The 15,464-nt window shown below is 48.4% G+C and carries 14 protein-coding genes and 2 tRNA genes; 3 read left to right on the forward strand and 13 right to left on the reverse strand.

The annotated features are described in order from the left end of the window. The first annotated feature begins 62 nt into the window (after positions 1–62). Together DWV53_RS04705 and DWV53_RS04710 are read left to right on the forward strand one after the other, a co-directional pair. Positions 63–138, forward strand: a tRNA-His gene (locus DWV53_RS04705). A 34-nt stretch (positions 139–172) separates the two neighbouring features. Continuing rightward, positions 173–248: transfer RNA gene (locus DWV53_RS04710), tRNA-His, on the forward strand. Between the two features lie 199 nt (positions 249–447). Here the strand turns inward: DWV53_RS04710 and DWV53_RS04715 are convergent. The 6 genes from DWV53_RS04715 to DWV53_RS04740 all read right to left on the reverse strand — a co-directional run bounded on the left by DWV53_RS04715 (position 448) and on the right by DWV53_RS04740 (position 7,022). Continuing rightward, entirely contained in the window at positions 448–1,020 is a 573-nt protein-coding gene (locus DWV53_RS04715) for an L-threonylcarbamoyladenylate synthase (RefSeq protein ID WP_118151971.1), read from the reverse strand. Positions 1,021–1,057: 37 nt separating this feature from the next. Then, positions 1,058–2,152: a methionyl-tRNA formyltransferase gene (gene fmt / locus DWV53_RS04720; protein ID WP_118151973.1), complete on the reverse strand. Its 1,095-nt coding sequence runs from the start codon at positions 2,150–2,152 to the stop codon at positions 1,058–1,060. An 80-nt stretch (positions 2,153–2,232) separates the two neighbouring features. After that, positions 2,233–3,993, reverse strand: coding sequence for a chloride channel protein (locus tag DWV53_RS04725; RefSeq protein WP_118152044.1), 1,761 nt, complete (start codon positions 3,991–3,993; stop codon positions 2,233–2,235). A gap of 69 nt (positions 3,994–4,062) precedes the next feature. Beyond that, positions 4,063–5,649, reverse strand: a complete 1,587-nt coding sequence (locus DWV53_RS04730; RefSeq protein ID WP_118151975.1) for a peptide chain release factor 3 — start codon at positions 5,647–5,649, stop codon at positions 4,063–4,065. Positions 5,650–5,707: 58 nt separating this feature from the next. Further along, positions 5,708–6,262, reverse strand: a complete 555-nt coding sequence (locus DWV53_RS04735) for a DUF4924 family protein (protein WP_006846332.1) — start codon at positions 6,260–6,262, stop codon at positions 5,708–5,710. Between the two features lie 82 nt (positions 6,263–6,344). Then, on the reverse strand, positions 6,345–7,022 hold the full coding sequence (locus tag DWV53_RS04740; protein ID WP_117692055.1) for a LysE family translocator: 678 nt from the start codon (positions 7,020–7,022) through the stop codon (positions 6,345–6,347). A gap of 309 nt (positions 7,023–7,331) precedes the next feature. On the opposite strand from DWV53_RS04740, the gene DWV53_RS04745 reads away from it, so the two are divergent. Beyond that, a complete protein-coding gene (locus tag DWV53_RS04745; RefSeq protein ID WP_118151977.1) occupies positions 7,332–8,312 on the forward strand; it encodes an ROK family protein in 981 nt (326 codons plus the stop codon). A 242-nt stretch (positions 8,313–8,554) separates the two neighbouring features. On the opposite strand, the gene DWV53_RS04750 is transcribed toward DWV53_RS04745, so the two are convergent. The 7 genes from DWV53_RS04750 to trpD form a co-directional block, all read right to left on the reverse strand. Next, complete coding sequence (locus DWV53_RS04750) at positions 8,555–9,121, reverse strand: anthranilate synthase component II (protein ID WP_118151979.1); 567 nt, start codon at positions 9,119–9,121, stop codon at positions 8,555–8,557. 67 nt (positions 9,122–9,188) lie between these two features. Next, entirely contained in the window at positions 9,189–10,625 is a 1,437-nt protein-coding gene (locus tag DWV53_RS04755) for an anthranilate synthase component I family protein (protein ID WP_118151981.1), read from the reverse strand. Positions 10,626–10,742: 117 nt separating this feature from the next. Beyond that, the gene (gene trpB, locus DWV53_RS04760; RefSeq protein WP_118151983.1) at positions 10,743–11,942 is read right to left on the reverse strand and encodes a tryptophan synthase subunit beta; all 1,200 of its coding nucleotides are present in this window, start codon (positions 11,940–11,942) and stop codon (positions 10,743–10,745) included. A gap of 77 nt (positions 11,943–12,019) precedes the next feature. Further along, positions 12,020–12,796, reverse strand: a complete 777-nt coding sequence (trpA, locus tag DWV53_RS04765) for a tryptophan synthase subunit alpha (protein ID WP_118151985.1) — start codon at positions 12,794–12,796, stop codon at positions 12,020–12,022. A gap of 14 nt (positions 12,797–12,810) precedes the next feature. Then, on the reverse strand, positions 12,811–13,431 hold the full coding sequence (locus DWV53_RS04770) for a phosphoribosylanthranilate isomerase (RefSeq protein ID WP_118151987.1): 621 nt from the start codon (positions 13,429–13,431) through the stop codon (positions 12,811–12,813). Between the two features lie 5 nt (positions 13,432–13,436). After that, positions 13,437–14,249 (reverse strand): indole-3-glycerol phosphate synthase TrpC, encoded by an 813-nt coding sequence (trpC, locus tag DWV53_RS04775; RefSeq protein ID WP_118151989.1) that lies wholly within the window; start codon positions 14,247–14,249, stop codon positions 13,437–13,439. A 132-nt stretch (positions 14,250–14,381) separates the two neighbouring features. Next, complete coding sequence (trpD, locus tag DWV53_RS04780; protein WP_181992413.1) at positions 14,382–15,386, reverse strand: anthranilate phosphoribosyltransferase; 1,005 nt, start codon at positions 15,384–15,386, stop codon at positions 14,382–14,384. Positions 15,387–15,464: the final 78 nt, after the last annotated feature.

Below are 15,464 nucleotides of genomic sequence, written 5' to 3' on the forward strand. Positions count from 1 at the left end.
TACGAAAAAATTTGGTAGAACCATTTTTTTTTCGTACCTTTGCACCCGCTTAACAAGAATATGGTGGACGTAGTTCAGTTGGTTAGAGCGTCAGATTGTGGTTCTGAATGTCGTGGGTTCGAGTCCCACCTTCCACCCAACTATTTTTGAAAAAGCAAAACATAACCAATATGGTGGACGTAGTTCAGTTGGTTAGAGCGTCAGATTGTGGTTCTGAATGTCGTGGGTTCGAGTCCCACCTTCCACCCAAGATAAACCCTGCAAGATTCATTTCTTGCAGGGTTTCTTGTTATATATCCGTATTGAGCGGAAATTCTTTTTTGTCATATAAACGAATTGCAATAGTACTTCGTTAAGTATATTATAGACTGAAAACATACAAAAAAGCCTGCTAAGGGAAGAAAATATCCCTCTAGCAGGCATTTCATATAAGGATGAATTGAAAACTTATCTGATTACTTTCACTTCACCATCCTTAGCAATCTTAACGATGCTGGAAGTCTGATGAGGTTTATGCTCCTGACGACGGCTCCAGCAAACATAATCTACAGCATTGAGGATTTCCTCGGAGATGTCGCGATAATTCTGTGCAGCAGGCTCACCACTCACATTAGCACTTGTACTTACAATAGGCTTCTGAAAACGGTAACAGAGTTGTTTGGAGAAAGGCTCATAGGTTATACGCATCGCCAGACTTCCATCCTCTGCTACCAGATTATTAGCCACTCCACTCGCATCATCAAGAATAACCGTAGTAGGCTTTACAGGCATGGCAGCATCGATGAAATCCCATGCTACCTGTGGCACATTGCGGAAATAACGCGCCATGCGGTCAGCAGAATCTATCAGGCAGATAAGCGCCTTAGAATCGTCACGTTTCTTTATTTCATAAACTTTCTTTACCGCTTCAGGGTTGGTGGCGTCGCATCCTATGCCCCATACGGTATCTGTAGGATAGAGTATCACTCCACCCTTTCGCATGCACTCTATAGCACGCTTGATGTCTTCTTCTACAGTCATAATACTATAAAACTAAAAATCAAAAATCTTTTGAATCTTAAAAATCGTCACTAACATCTTTCTTCAAACACTCATAATAAGCTATGTCCTTCATACCATTGAGAAAAGCAGAAGCATCCATACGTTTCTTGCCACTGAGCTGCAACTCCTGAATAATGAGCCATTCGTCAAGGCAGGCTACTTGTAACGACTTTCCCTCAACGCGGAACGATCCCACAGGCGCATCACCACGCTTCATACATGAAAGACGGGTAGAAAATATCTTAAGTACCTGAATTTTCTGTGTACTCTGCTTATGGGATGGATGAGTTGTAGGCTCAGGGAACCTCACATGATCATCATCTCCCTTAGGATCGTCAAAGAATACTACTGTCTCCTTCTTCTTAATTTCGGTCCATGCACCAGGGTATGGAGAAAGACCGCGGATAAAATCATACACCTTCTTGGCTGGCTGGTGGAAGTCGATGCGGCAGGTATCCTTGAAGATTTTCGGAGCCGGCTTGAGTTCGGCACCCTGTCCTATCATTTCGCTCTGAGGAATGGAACCGATATTGCCATCGGCAGCGATGAGCGCATCAATGGTTTCCAGCGCCAGTTCAGCACCAAGATGCATCAACCCGTCGTAAACATACTCCACATTTGCCGTCTCCGGAATAGGAAAACGTTTCTGCAGAATGATGCGACCGGTATCAATATCGTGGTCGAGGAAGAAGGTGGTAACACCCGTCTCCTTCTCGCCATTAATCACTGCCCAGTTGATAGGCGCCGCACCGCGATACTGCGGAAGGAGGGCTGCATGTACATTAAAAGTACCATATTTCGGCATCGCCCAAACCACCTCTGGCAGCATGCGGAAAGCAACTACCACCTGCAAGTCAGCCTGATAAGAACGCAACTGCTCCACAAAGTCAGGGTCCTTCATCTTTACAGGCTGCAGCACCGGTAAACCATGCTCTACGGCATACTGCTTAACCTGCGAAGGTTGCAGCGTATCCTGATGTCTGCCCACCGGTTTATCAGGCTGCGTAACCACAGCCACCACGTTGTAACCGCCCTCTACCAGGCACTTGAGGGATTCTACCGCAAACTCCGGTGTTCCCATGAAAACAATTCTCAAATCCTTCTTCTCCATAAAACACTAATATTTTAAAATAAAACCAGCAAAGCCGTTGAATTCTTCACTCTTCGTTCTTCACTCTTCACTTAAAACTCCTACTCTGCCGACATATCCGCTACAATCTGCCTGTACATGGAATAGATTCTAGTACGGCTGATGTAACCCTTCAGTACGCCTGCCACATCAATCACTGGCAGCTGGGCGGCATCGGTTTTATCAAATTTCTGCATCACCTCGTCCATACTGTCATGTTCGGTAAGAACGGCAGAAGGCTGCATCATCAGCTGACGCACGGTGAAATGCTGATACAGTTCGGTGCGGAAGATGATGTGGCGAATCTTCGTAATATCTATTACTCCCAACAGCACACCCGCCTGATCCAAAACAGGCAGAAAGTTGTTGTTACTGCGACTTATCTCACTCACCAGCTTGCTCATCGGCAGATCCGGACCTACCGGATGATAATCTTTCTCAATGACATCCTGCATGCCCAGCAGGGTGAGCGCAGCCTTGTCAATATGGTGGGTGAGCAGCTTACCCTCTCTAGCCAGACGCAGGGCGTAGATGCTGTGACTCTCAAAGATGCTGATGGTGAGCAGCGAAGAGATGCACACTATCATCAGCGGCATGAAGAGCTGGTAGCCGCCCGTGAGTTCGGCGATGAGGAAGATGCCCGTAAGCGGGGCATGCATCACACCCGTAATGAGGCCCGCCATGCCCAAGAGTGTAAAGTTTTGCTCAGGAATGTAGACGCCCACCTGGTTCACATTCCAGAGACGCGCAAAGAGGAAACCAGCAAAACCGCCAATGATGAGCGAAGGGGCAAAGGTACCACCGCATCCGCCACTGCCGTTGGTTGCCGAGGTGGCAAAAACCTTGGTAAAGGTTACCAGAGCGATGTAGAGGATGAGCAGCTGGTTGTGCCCGTAGAAGAGCGAACGGCTCATCACCTGCCCCCAGTCTTCCACATTCTGCCCCTTCAGCAGCACGTTGACTGCCGTATAGCCTTCGCCGTAGAGCGAAGGGAAGAGGAAGATGAGCGAACTCAGAATCAGTCCTCCAAACAGCAGTTTTACGTAGGGATAAGGCGAAAGCTTGGCAAAGAAGCCCTCGCACGCCGACATGGTGCGCATGAAATAAAGGCTCACCAAGCCGCAGAAAATGCCCAGCAAAAGGCAGGCAGGCACGCGGTCGAGCGCCCACGGACTGGTAAGCGTAAAATCGAAAAGACTCTTGGAGCCCATCAGGATGTAGGTAAAGCAAGTAGCTGTTACACAACTGATAAGGATAGGCAGCAAGGAAGCCATGCTCAAGTCTACCATCAGCACCTCAAGCGTAAACACGAGTCCGGCAATAGGCGCCTTAAAGATTCCAGCAATGGCTGCAGAGGCGCCACAGCCCACCAACAGAATCATGGTTTTCTTGTCCATGCGGAAGATTTGTCCCAGGTTTGAGCCGATGGCCGAACCCGTGAGCACAATAGGAGCCTCGGCTCCCACGGAACCACCGAAACCGATGGTGATACCTGATGCCACCACCGATGACCAGCAGTTGTGGGCCTTGAGCTTGGAATTTTTGGTAGAAATGGCGTAAAGCACACGGGTGATACCGTGGGAAATATTATCTCTGACCACATATTTAATAAAGAGCATGGTGAGGTAAATGCCCACAATCGGGAAGAGCAGGAAGAGCAGGTTATAGGTGCCCTTGTTAAATCCCGAAGTGAGCAGCAACTGTATTTCGTGCACAATGCCGTGCAGGAAATATCCTGCCACCGACGCCAGAAGGCCGATGATAAAAGCCAGGATAAGGGTCATCTGGCGGTCAGAAATATGTTTTTTCTGCCAATCCACCATCTTACTGACCCATCCCTCTTTCTGCTCGTTGTAATCTAGAATTTCTTCATCCATCTTTTTTACATTGATTTAGAATTCCGATGTGAAATGGAACTTGATGTGTTCAAAATCCTGCTGCGCCATGCTCAACACGTAGCCCGAATCGGCAAGAAAGACATCGCGCCCCTCAATATCCTTGGCCATGTACTGGTACTTGCGCTTCTTGAAGTTCTCGAGTTCCTTCTCGTCATCTGCCTCTATCCAGCAAGCCTTGTGAAGATGCACTGGCTCCCAGCGGCACTTGGCATTGTACTCGTTCTCCAGGCGGTACTGGATAACCTCGAACTGCAGCTGACCCACGGTGCCCACGATGCGGCGGCCGTTGAACTGGTTGACGAAGAGCTGCGCCACACCCTCGTTCATGAGCTGCTCCAATCCCTTCTGGAACTGCTTGCTCTTCATCGGGTCATCATTCTCGATGTACTTGAAAAGGAGTGGAGAGAAGCTTGGCAAACCGCGAAAATGCATCTTCTCTCCCTCCGTCAACGTATCTCCTATCTTGAAAATACCGTTGTCTGGCAAACCTACAATGTCACCCGGATAAGCCTCGTCAATGGTACTCTTGCGCTGTGCCATGAACTGGGTAGGCGAAGAGAAACGCACGTTTTTATCCAAGCGCACGTGGTAATATGGCTGATTTCTCACAAACTTGCCCGAGCATATCTTACAGAAAGCGATGCAGGAGCGGTGGTTTGGATCAATATTGGCTGTAATCTTGAAGATGAAACCACTGAACTTAGGTTCTTCCGGCTTCACCAGTCGCTCCTCTGCCTGGGTGGGTCTAGGAGATGGAGCAATATGAACAAAACAGTCGAGGAGTTCCTGAACACCAAAATTGTTCAGTGCCGAACCGAAGAACACAGGTGCTACCTCGGCCGAACGGTAGGTTTCTTCCTCAAACTCAGGGTAAACACCATCTACCAGTTCCAGTTCCTCACGCAGTTGTGCAGCCTCACGTTCACCAACCCGCTCGTCGAGTTCTGAACTTTGGATGTCTACCTCTACCTTCTCGGCAACTCGCTGTTTGTTAGGGGTAAAGAGGTTCAGCTGATGCTCGTAAATGTTGTAAACGCCCTTGAAACGGGCGCCCTGACCGATAGGCCAGCTCAGCGGGCGAACCTTGATTTTGAGCTCTGCTTCCAACTCGTCGAGCACATCAAACGGGTCGCGTCCCTCACGGTCCATCTTGTTGATGAAGATGATTACCGGGGTATTTCTCATGCGGCACACCTCCATGAGTTTGCGGGTCTGTGCCTCCACACCCTTGGCAGAGTCAACCACGATGATGGCTGAATCTACGGCAGTAAGTGTGCGGTAGGTATCCTCGCAGAAGTCCTGGTGACCTGGCGTATCCAGGATATTCACCTTATAAGGTTCTCCCTCCTGTCCGGCAGGGAGATAATCAAATTCCATTACAGATGTAGATACCGAGATACCACGCTGTTTCTCAATATCCATCCAGTCAGAAGTCGCAGTTTTGCGAATCTTGTTATTTTTTACGGCACCTGCCACCTGAATCTGTCCACCGAAAAGCAGAAACTTCTCGGTCAATGTTGTCTTACCAGCATCCGGGTGAGAGATAATGGCAAATGTTCTTCTTCTTTCTATTTCGTTCATCCTGTTGTAAATATATAATAATGTATATTCTTAAAAAGTAATCACTAATAACTAATCACTACATGTCGTCATCATCAAACTTGAGTCCCTCGGTTCGGTCTTTGATGTAATAATCGCTGAGCAGACCTATGAAGACGGTAATCTCCTTGATGGCCCTTTCGGTTTCGGGCGTAATTTCCTTCTTCTGCAGGCGCAACATCATCACACCATAGAGGGCATCGAGGCAGGTTTCAATCTCGTTGAGATCCTTGTCGCCCCGCTGGCGCAGCTCTACGATGAAAGGCAGCACCTTGTAATATTCGGCATTGTAGATAGGAAACTTGGTGCTCTGCAGCAGCATGCCGTGCAGGTCAATGACGTCCTTGAGTATCACCTTATTAATATTAAGGTGTCCTCCCTCGCGCTTTCCCTCCTCGTTCATCATGCGAATCAGGTTGCCAAACCAGTCGAGTTCTTCCTCGCGCTGCTCAGGTGTAAAGTCGAACCGGTCTACATAATTTTTCTTGATGACAGGCAGCGAGCATCCGTAAGCTCGGATGATGTCCTCAATCTGCCACATATATAATAAGTATTCTGCGATACTTTTCTTTCTTAATTCTTGTGCTACAAACATAAACTTTGAACTGTTAACTTTTGAACTTTATGCTTTGCCTTCTTCTGATTGAAGGGGTGTTTAAAGACCTGTTTAAGGACTTTTAAAATTCCGGCAGATGATACAGATTGAAAATCGTGCCGAAGAGAGCGATCATGGAGAAGATGATGACCACGCTTCCTATTACCTTATTGATAATGACGATGCCGTTGGTATCAAACTTGTTCCTAATCTTGTCGACGAGCCAGGTGAGTCCGAACCACCACAGCAGGGCTCCGAAGACGATGCTGAGATACCCTACTCCCATTTCTACCGGCATATCCGGTACGACGAAAGCAAACTGCGCGAAGGTGGCCATGAAGAGGAACACGATGAGCGGATTGGAGAGTGTTACGAGGAACGCCGTGATGCCGTTGTGCATCAGGGTACCCTGCTTGTTACTCGACTTGTGCATGTTCTTCATCGGGTCGCTTTTGAAGCAGTAGATTCCGAACACGAGGAGCATCAGACTGCCGAAAATCTGAAGATAGAACTTGTTCTCGGAGTTGCTCACAAAATCCATCACAAAACTCATGCCCAAGCCTGTAAACAGAGCATATACAATGTCGCTGCATGCGGCACCCACACCTGTTACAAACCCATACCAGCGACCCTTGTTGAGTGTACGCTGGATGCAAAGGATGCCTACCGGCCCCATAGGGGCTGAGGCAAGAACACCGATGACAATTCCTTTGAATATGAAGTCAAGGATGTTTATCTCAATTGGAAATGCTAAATTCATCTTAGTATCGTTACAATTTCTAACAGTCGGCAAAGTTACAAAATTTCGGGCACAAAGCACAATTTTTTCGCCTAAAAGTTCATTTTATATCCGTTTTTTATATTTTCGGGCACGGATTACACGGATTATGCGGATGTTCTGCATGAATATAAACAGGATTTAGGGCAACAGAGAAACTTCGGACAGCAAATCGTCTGGCAGAAAAAAAGAAAATTAAAATTTTTTATATTTAAAAATAAACGAGATTCAAAAGTTTTCAGTATCTTTGCCGAGAAATAAAATAATTCTAACTAATTTTAAATAATTAACATGACAGATAATACACTTAAACCGTACGTAATAGGCCTTGACCTCGGCGGTACAAATTCAGTTTTCGGCATCGTAGATGCTCGCGGAGAGATCAAAGCAACAACTGCCATCAAGACAGGCGGTTACAAAAAGGTTGAAGACTATGTGAAGGCAGCCGTAGAAGCTCTCCAGCCTATCATTGATACGGTAGGCGGCATTGACAAGATTAAGGCAATGGGTATCGGTGCGCCAAACGCAAACTATTATAATGGAACCATTGAATTCGCTCCAAATCTTCCTTGGGCACACGACGGAGTGGTACCATTGGCCAACTTGTTCAGCAAAGCCATCGGCGGCTTGCCTGTAGGTATGACCAATGATGCCAACGCTGCTGCGCTCGGCGAGATGACATATGGTGTAGCAAGAGGCATGAAAAACTTCATCGACGTTACACTCGGTACAGGCGTAGGTTCTGGTATCGTTATCAACGGACAGATGGTTTACGGCTGCGACGGATTCGCAGGCGAATTGGGTCACGTTACCATGGTACGTGGCAAAGAGGGTCGTATCTGCGGATGCGGCCGTACAGGATGTCTCGAAGCTTACTGCTCTGCCACTGGTGTGGCTCGCACAGCACGTGAGTTCCTCGAGAAGAGCGATGAGCCTTCATTGCTCCGCGAGTTGAATCCTGAGGATATTACATCTTATGATGTGAGCGTTGCTGCAGGCAAGGGCGACAAGCTGGCACTGCGTGTATACGAGTTTACCGGCAAGATGCTCGGTGAGGCTTGTGCTGATTTCGCAGCCTTCTCTTCACCAGAGGCTTTCGTCTTCTTCGGTGGTCTGACCAAGGCTGGCGACCTCATCATGAAACCTATCCAGAAGGCTTATGATGAGCACGTGCTCCGCACCTTCAAGGGTAAGGCTAAATTCCTTGTTTCTACCCTTGATGGTAGTTCTGCTGCCGTACTCGGTGCGAGTGCTGTGGCTTGGGATATGTAAATATTTTTAAAGATTAAGAAGGTTATTAGAGACCTTTCCTTTATTGGGAAAGGTACTCTTTCAGGTTAGATTCCACTCGTGAAACTCGTGAGAGGATTGTAGCGAGAATTAAAATTGTTAATTGTAAAAGCCTGGCACTCGAGAGAGCGTCAGGCTTTGCTTTTTCTTATCATAAAACAAAAAAAACTCAACAACCACCATGCGGTCATGGTGGTCATTAAGGTCATTGGTCATTAAGGTCATTAAGCTTTTTCCAACCAGTTTCTCACTATCTTCTTGCCGTCTGGCGTCAGCACGCTTTCCGGATGAAACTGGATACCATGAATATCATAGTTCTTATGCTTCAGACCCATGATGCAACCATCATCACTTACTGCCGTAACGTCCAAGCAGTCAGGGAATCCCGAGCGGTCTACCACCCAAGAGTGGTATCTGCCAATCTCTATGCGCTTGTCCAACCCGTCGAAAATAACATCGTTGCCAAACTGGGTGCAAGGGGTTGCCACTCCATGATACACCTCAGAAAGATTGGTAAGCTTGGCTCCAAACGCCTCGCCTATGGCCTGATGACCCAGACATACGCCCAGCATCGGCTTGCGGCCTGCATACTTGCGGATAACATCCATCAGCAGTCCCGCCTCCGACGGAATGCCCGGACCCGGACTCAGAATGATCTTGTCGAAGCGCTCCAGCTCCGGCAACTGGAACTGGTCGTTGCGGAACACCGTAACGTCAGCTCCCAACTCCTTTACCAGATGGGCCAGATTATAGGTAAAGGAATCGTAATTATCTATGATTACTACTTTCATCTTTTGTTATTTATTATTGATTAGTGAGTACAATCAGCGAGAAATAATCACTAATAATTAATCACTATTACAACTCTTCAGCAATGTGAATCGCCTTGGTCAGCGCACCGAGCTTGTTGTTACACTCTTCCAGCTCATACTCATCATTGCTCTTTGCCACTACTCCACTACCCGCCTGGAACCAGAGTTCGCCGTTTCGGCTAATGAAGGTACGTATCACGATGGCCTGATTCAGGTCGCCGTTCAGACCGATAAAACCGATACAGCCTCCGTAGGCACCGCGGTTGTGAGGCTCCAGCTCTGATATAATCTGCATCGCTCTCACCTTAGGCGCACCGCTCAGCGTGCCGGCAGGGAAGGTATCAATAAACTCCTTGATGTGGTCGGCATGCTCATCCAACTCTCCGCTCACACGGCTCACGAGATGGATAACATGACTGTAGAACTGCATGTCCTTGTAGAAATCTACTTTCACCCCATGACAGTTGCGGCTCAGATCATTGCGCGCCAGGTCTACCAGCATCACGTGCTCGGCATTCTCCTTCGGGTCGTTGCGCAGGAATTCGGCAGCCTTGCGGTCCTGCTCCATATCTCCTGTGCGTCGGGTGGTTCCGGCAATCGGGTCGATGAACGCCTTGTTGCCCACGATGCGGTTATGGGTTTCAGGCGAAGAACCGAAGATGCGGAAACCGCCGAAGTCGAAATAGAAGAGGTAAGGCGAAGGGTTGATGCTGCGCAACGCACGGTAGAGTTTGAAATCATCGCCCTCATATTTCTGTACGAAGCGGCGACTCACCACAATTTGGAATACATCTCCGCGCAGGCAGTGCAGTATGCATCGGCGTATGTTTGCCTTGTGCTCCTCATCGGTGAGCGTAGAGGTGGTATCGCCTACCGGGTGGAAATCGTAAGGCTTCACATTTGCCTTGTTCACCGCCTTGAGCAGTTCGTCGAGCTCTGGAAGTGAAGAGTGAGGATCTTCACTTTCCTGGAGCGCAATGAGCTCCATGGTGTTGTTGAAATGGTCGAAGACGATGATGTCCTTATACATGATGTAATAGATGTCGGGCGCATCATTCTTCTCCATGGTGGTATCCTTGACTGGGATGTTCTCAAAATATCTCACCGCATTGAAGGTGGTGAATCCGTAGAGTCCGCAGAAGTCCTTGCTCTCGCCCTCTACATGGAAGGAAGAGATGAAGTCGTTGATACTCTTTGAGATGGCGAGTTTGCACTCCTCGCCCTGACCAGCACCGAAGGCAGGAAGCTGCTCTTTCTCTACTCTTCCGTCGGGATAGGTCTTGATGACCTCACCATGACTCACGGCGATGCTTGCCAGCGGATGCACCCCGATGAAGGAGCGCGAATTCTCGGAACCATGATAGTCGGAACTCTCCATCAGAGCCGACTGCGGATAAATATCTCTCAGTCGCATGTAGACTCCCACCGGCGTATAGAGGTCGGCGAGAATCTTGCGGGTAACTGTCTTGTAACTAAACTTCATTTAATTTATAATTTACTGTATATAGTTTACAGCTTACTGTTTATAACATGAACCGCTTTGACAATCGTGCTCAACGGCGCAGCCTCTGTTAACTATTAACTATAAACTATTAACTATTTAAAAATTGCCGTATTCTCCCGCCATTTCCTTGTGCGCGAGATAGGTTTCTACATCCTTGTCGCCACGGCCTGATACGGTGAGCACCACCACATCATCCTTCTTGAACTTCATCTTCTTCAGGGCTGCCACGGCGTGCGCACTCTCAATAGCCGGAATGATGCCCTCCATGCGGGTGAGCTCGTAACCGGCGTAGATAGCCTCATCGTCCTTGATGGCGAGCACATGGCTCCTGCCCGATGTGGCAAGGTCGGCGTGCATAGGGCCGATGCCCGGATAGTCGAGACCGGCACTGATGGTAAAGGCTTCCTCTATCTGTCCGTCCTCGGTCTGCATCACGAGGGTACGGGCTCCGTGGATGATGCCTTCTGTGCCGCAGTGCATGGTGGCAGCGGTATAGTCGGTATCTATTCCGTGACCGGCAGCCTCAGCTAGGTAAATCTTCACGCGGTCATCATCAATGTAGTGGTAGATGGTTCCGGCAGCATTGCTTCCGCCACCCACACAGGCGATGAGGTAATCAGGATAGTCGCGGCCAATCTTCTCCTCAAGCTGCCATTTCAGTTCTTCAGAGATTACGCTCTGCATCTTGGCAACAATGTCTGGATAAGGGTGCGGACCCATGGTAGAACCTACGATGTAGAAGGTATCCTGTGGGTGGCAGCACCAGTCGCGTATGGCCTCAGAGCAGGCATCGCTCAAGGTCATGTTGCCGGTGCGCACAGGGTTCACCTTGGCTCCCAGCATCTTCATACGCTCTACGTTGGTATGCTGGCGTTCCACATCGGTGGCACCCATGAAAATTTCGCACTTCATGTTCATCAGGGCGCATACCGTAGCTGTAGCCACACCGTGCTGTCCGGCTCCGGTTTCGGCAATGATGCGGGTCTTGCCCATCTTCTTGGCCATGAGAATCTGACCGATGGTGTTGTTAATTTTGTGTGCACCGGTATGGTTCAGGTCCTCGCGCTTCAGATAGAGCTGGCATCCGTACTTCTCGCTCATGCGCTTGGCATAATAAAGAGGTGAAGGACGGCCCACATAATCTTTGAGCAGCGCACGGTATTCCTTCTTGAACTCCTCGCTCTCAATGATTGGCTTGTAAGCCTGCTGCAACTCGGTTACACATTTATATAATATCTCAGGAACATAAGCTCCTCCGAATTTTCCAAAAAATCCTTTTTCGTCAACTTGATACATAATACTTAGTTTATAATTTATTATTTATAGTTTATAGAGCAAGCCTGCTATACGGCGAAGCCGCTGTTACCAATCAACTACTTTTCGAGGCACTCAAAAAGCCCATCTAAAGCCTTATCCGGATCACCGGTTTCATTGAGCAGGGTTACAAACTTGCTGCCGATGATGGCTCCCGCCGCATTATCCTGCGCACTGGTAAGGGTCTGCTTGTTGCTGATGCCGAAACCTATCATGCGTGGGTTGCGCAGATTCATGCCGTTGATGTGGTTGAAATAAGCCAGCTTGGCATCGCCGAAACTGCTCTGGGCGCCCGTGATACTTGCCGAACTGACCATGTAGATGAATCCATCGGTATGCTCATCGATGAAACGGATGCGCTCCTCGCTGGTTTCAGGGGTAATCATCATGATGACACGGATGTCATACTTGTCAGCTATGGGTTTTACCACCTTCAGATAATCATCAAAGGGAAGGTCTGGGATGATGGTGCCGCTCACTCCGCTCTCTACGCAGCTCTTGAAGAAAGCCTCTATGCCGTAGTGCATGATAGGGTTCAGATAACCCATCAGCACGAATGGAAGCTGCACTTCATCCTTGATTTCCTTCAGCTGGGCGAAGAGTTTCTTCACCGTCATTCCGTTATTCAGAGCCACGGTTCCGGCACTCTGGATAACAGGACCATCAGCCAACGGATCACTGAAAGGGATTCCTACCTCAATCATATCTATCCCCTTGCGCTCCATCGCCTTAATTACATCACCGGTACCTTCCAAAGTTGGGCATCCGGCGCAGAAATACAAGCTCAAAAGCTTGCGGTCTTTATTGTTTGCAAATAATGCATTTATCTTATTCATTTTTTTTTACTTTTTTATTTTTTTACCTTTAAAAGGAATTCCTTGAGTTTCTCTACATCCTTCAGTCCCGGTTCTATCTCAAACCTGGAGTTGAGGTCGATTCCTACGCATCGGGGATGATGGAAAGACAGGATACGGGAAGCATCTTCCGGACCGATGCCGCCACTCAACAGGAATGGAACATCGCCATCATATTCATCCAGTACCTGCCAGTCAAACTGCTGACCACTTCCGCCCACCGTCTTACATTTGGTGTCGAAAAGGAAATAGTCAACAGCGCCTACATACTCCTTATATTTCTGAATGTCCCCGGCAGTGGAAACACTAATGGCTTTGATTATCTTCATATTCCCCTTTGCTGCACGCAGCTGCTCACACAGTTCCCTGCTCTCGCTTCCATGCATCTGCACCGCATTCAGAGAGAATGAATGAATCTTATCCAACATATTGGAAATGGAATCATTTACGAAGACTCCCACTCGGCACACATTGCGGTCAGCATCAGAGCGACCCACCACATGACTGGCATACCGTGGAGACTTAGGATAGAAGATAAATCCCATCATATCAACGCCGAGTTGCGCAACCTGCTTTACATTACCAGGTTCACGCATTCCACAAACCTTTACTAACATTTTCTTTATTGTTTCAACTGCTTAATAAACTCTTGAAGCGCCACGCCCGGGTCAGCCTGTTTCATGAACTGTTCGCCCATCAGGAAACCTCTGAAGCCGCCTTCTTCTCTCAACCGGAGAACCGTCTGCGGGTTGGAGATGCCACTCTCGCTCACCCTGCACACATCCTTCGGAAGTTTCTCTGCCAATCTGAAGCTGTTCTCCACATCAGTAAAGAAGGTTCCGAGATTTCGGTTGTTGATGCCGTACATATCCGGTTCCAGTTCAGCATACTCGAAGTCGCGCTCATTATGCATCTCGAGCAGTACCTCCATGCCCAGCTGGTGTGCCATGTTCATGAGTTGCTTACACTCCTCCTTGGTCAGGCAGGCCGCAATGAGCAGCACGGCAGAAGCTCCGCAGTATCTCGCCTGCAGCAGCTGGTATTCCTCTACCACGAAGTTCTTATATAAGATAGGTAGGGTAACGCCCACATGGCGCGCCTCCTGAATATACTCATCATATCCTCCGAAGTAATCAATGTCGGTGAGGATGCTGAGCGCCGAGGCTCCGTTCTGCTGGTAGGCGAGCGGGATGATGCTCGGCTTACCTTCCTGTTTGATCCAGCCCTTAGAAGGCGATTTGCGCTTGAATTCAGCAATGATTCCTGTTTCCGAGTTCATCAGCGACTCCTTCATGCTTCCGCCCGGCACCTTTCCCCCATCTTCCTGCATTTTCTGCTCGGTGAGGGTTATCATCTGCCGTGGCTGGATAAAGCGCTTGCGCTGCTCAATCTCTATTCTTTTATGAGCCACAATTTCCTCTAAAATATCAGCCATTTTTTTCGTTTTTTTATTTAAGATAAAGACTTGGGGAACCAGCGATGGAATCGCTGGGAACGGGGGGGGGACAAAGGGGTTAAGGCTCTTTTTACCTTTTTACCCTTTTACTTTTAAAAGCCCTTTTTACCTTTAACTGTTGATCTCTACGAATTTCTTGAAGGTAGCGAGCGCCTTACCCGAGTCAATGCTCTCTCTTGCTATCTCCACACATTCCTCTATGCTCTTCTGTCCCTTCTCCATTACCTGGATGCCGAAGGCTGCATTGGCGAGAACGATGTTCTTCTGGGCTGGGAGGGCACGGTTTTCAAGTACTGCATCAAAGATATCCTTAGCCTCTTCCTCGGTTGCTCCGCCTCGCACCTCTTCCGGTTTGGCTATCTCGAAACCGAGACCCTGAGGCTTGAAGAGCTTCTCATAGTTGTTGGTGGTTACCTTGAAGTCGCCGGTGAGTGAAATTTCATCATATCCGTCGATGCTGTTAACAATGCCGAAATCAATGCCTAGTTTCTGGTAAACCTGATTGTAAAGGCGCATCTGGTCGAGATTGGCTACACCCAGCAACTGGCACTTAGGCTGACTAGGATTAACAAGAGGACCTAACAGGTTGAACACGGTAGGAAACTGCAAAGCCTTGCGGATAGGACCTACAAACTTCATTGCCTTGGCGAAGAGCTGGGCATGAAGATAAACGATGCCTGCCTCGTTGATGCTGCGGTTCAGCTTGTCTATATCATCGGTAAACTGGACACCGTGGTTCTTGATGACGTTGCTAGCACCGCTCACCGAAGTAGCCGCATAGTTGCCGTGCTTTGCCACCTTGTAACCCGCACCCGCAATGACGAAGCAGGAAGTAGTAGAAATGTTAAAGGTGTTCTTGCGGTCGCCACCGGTTCCCACCACGTCAATGTAGCGGTCGCAATCCAGGATGGCTGGCACGCCTGTGGCAAGAATTCCGTCACGGAAACCGAGCAGTTCATCTACCGTTACGCCTCTCATCTGCAAACCGGTGAGCAGGGCTGTAATCTGTTCCTCAGGAAATTCACTCTTGGTGATTCCTACAATGATGTCTCGGGTTTCCTCACGGGAAAGTTCCTCATGGTTCAACATTCTGTTCAAAATGTCCTTCATTTCCATAGTTAATATCTCCTATATTTTTTGTTTTTATTTTTCGTTGTAAAAGAAAAGGGGCCTGTCGTAAGTTACGGCAGACCC

It is taken from the genome of Segatella copri, from assembly GCF_003465495.1.
Classification (GTDB): domain Bacteria; phylum Bacteroidota; class Bacteroidia; order Bacteroidales; family Bacteroidaceae; genus Prevotella; species Prevotella copri_G.

Bases quoted from the DNA above. Each gene is read 5' to 3' on its own strand.
- DWV53_RS04715 (WP_118151971.1), bottom strand. From the start codon at position 1,020: ATGACTGTAGAAGAAGACATCAAGCGTGCTATAGAGTGCATGCGAAAG.
- fmt (WP_118151973.1), bottom strand. From the start codon at position 2,152: ATGGAGAAGAAGGATTTGAGAATTGTTTTCATGGGAACACCGGAGTTT.
- DWV53_RS04725 (WP_118152044.1), bottom strand. From the start codon at position 3,993: ATGGTGGATTGGCAGAAAAAACATATTTCTGACCGCCAGATGACCCTT.
- DWV53_RS04730 (WP_118151975.1), bottom strand. From the start codon at position 5,649: ATGAACGAAATAGAAAGAAGAAGAACATTTGCCATTATCTCTCACCCG.
- DWV53_RS04735 (WP_006846332.1), bottom strand. From the start codon at position 6,262: ATGTTTGTAGCACAAGAATTAAGAAAGAAAAGTATCGCAGAATACTTA.
- DWV53_RS04740 (WP_117692055.1), bottom strand. From the start codon at position 7,022: ATGAATTTAGCATTTCCAATTGAGATAAACATCCTTGACTTCATATTC.
- DWV53_RS04745 (WP_118151977.1), top strand. From the start codon at position 7,332: ATGACAGATAATACACTTAAACCGTACGTAATAGGCCTTGACCTCGGC.
- DWV53_RS04750 (WP_118151979.1), bottom strand. From the start codon at position 9,121: ATGAAAGTAGTAATCATAGATAATTACGATTCCTTTACCTATAATCTG.
- DWV53_RS04755 (WP_118151981.1), bottom strand. From the start codon at position 10,625: ATGAAGTTTAGTTACAAGACAGTTACCCGCAAGATTCTCGCCGACCTC.
- trpB (WP_118151983.1), bottom strand. From the start codon at position 11,942: ATGTATCAAGTTGACGAAAAAGGATTTTTTGGAAAATTCGGAGGAGCT.
- trpA (WP_118151985.1), bottom strand. From the start codon at position 12,796: ATGAATAAGATAAATGCATTATTTGCAAACAATAAAGACCGCAAGCTT.
- DWV53_RS04770 (WP_118151987.1), bottom strand. From the start codon at position 13,431: ATGTTAGTAAAGGTTTGTGGAATGCGTGAACCTGGTAATGTAAAGCAG.
- trpC (WP_118151989.1), bottom strand. From the start codon at position 14,249: ATGGCTGATATTTTAGAGGAAATTGTGGCTCATAAAAGAATAGAGATT.
- trpD (WP_181992413.1), bottom strand. From the start codon at position 15,386: ATGGAAATGAAGGACATTTTGAACAGAATGTTGAACCATGAGGAACTT.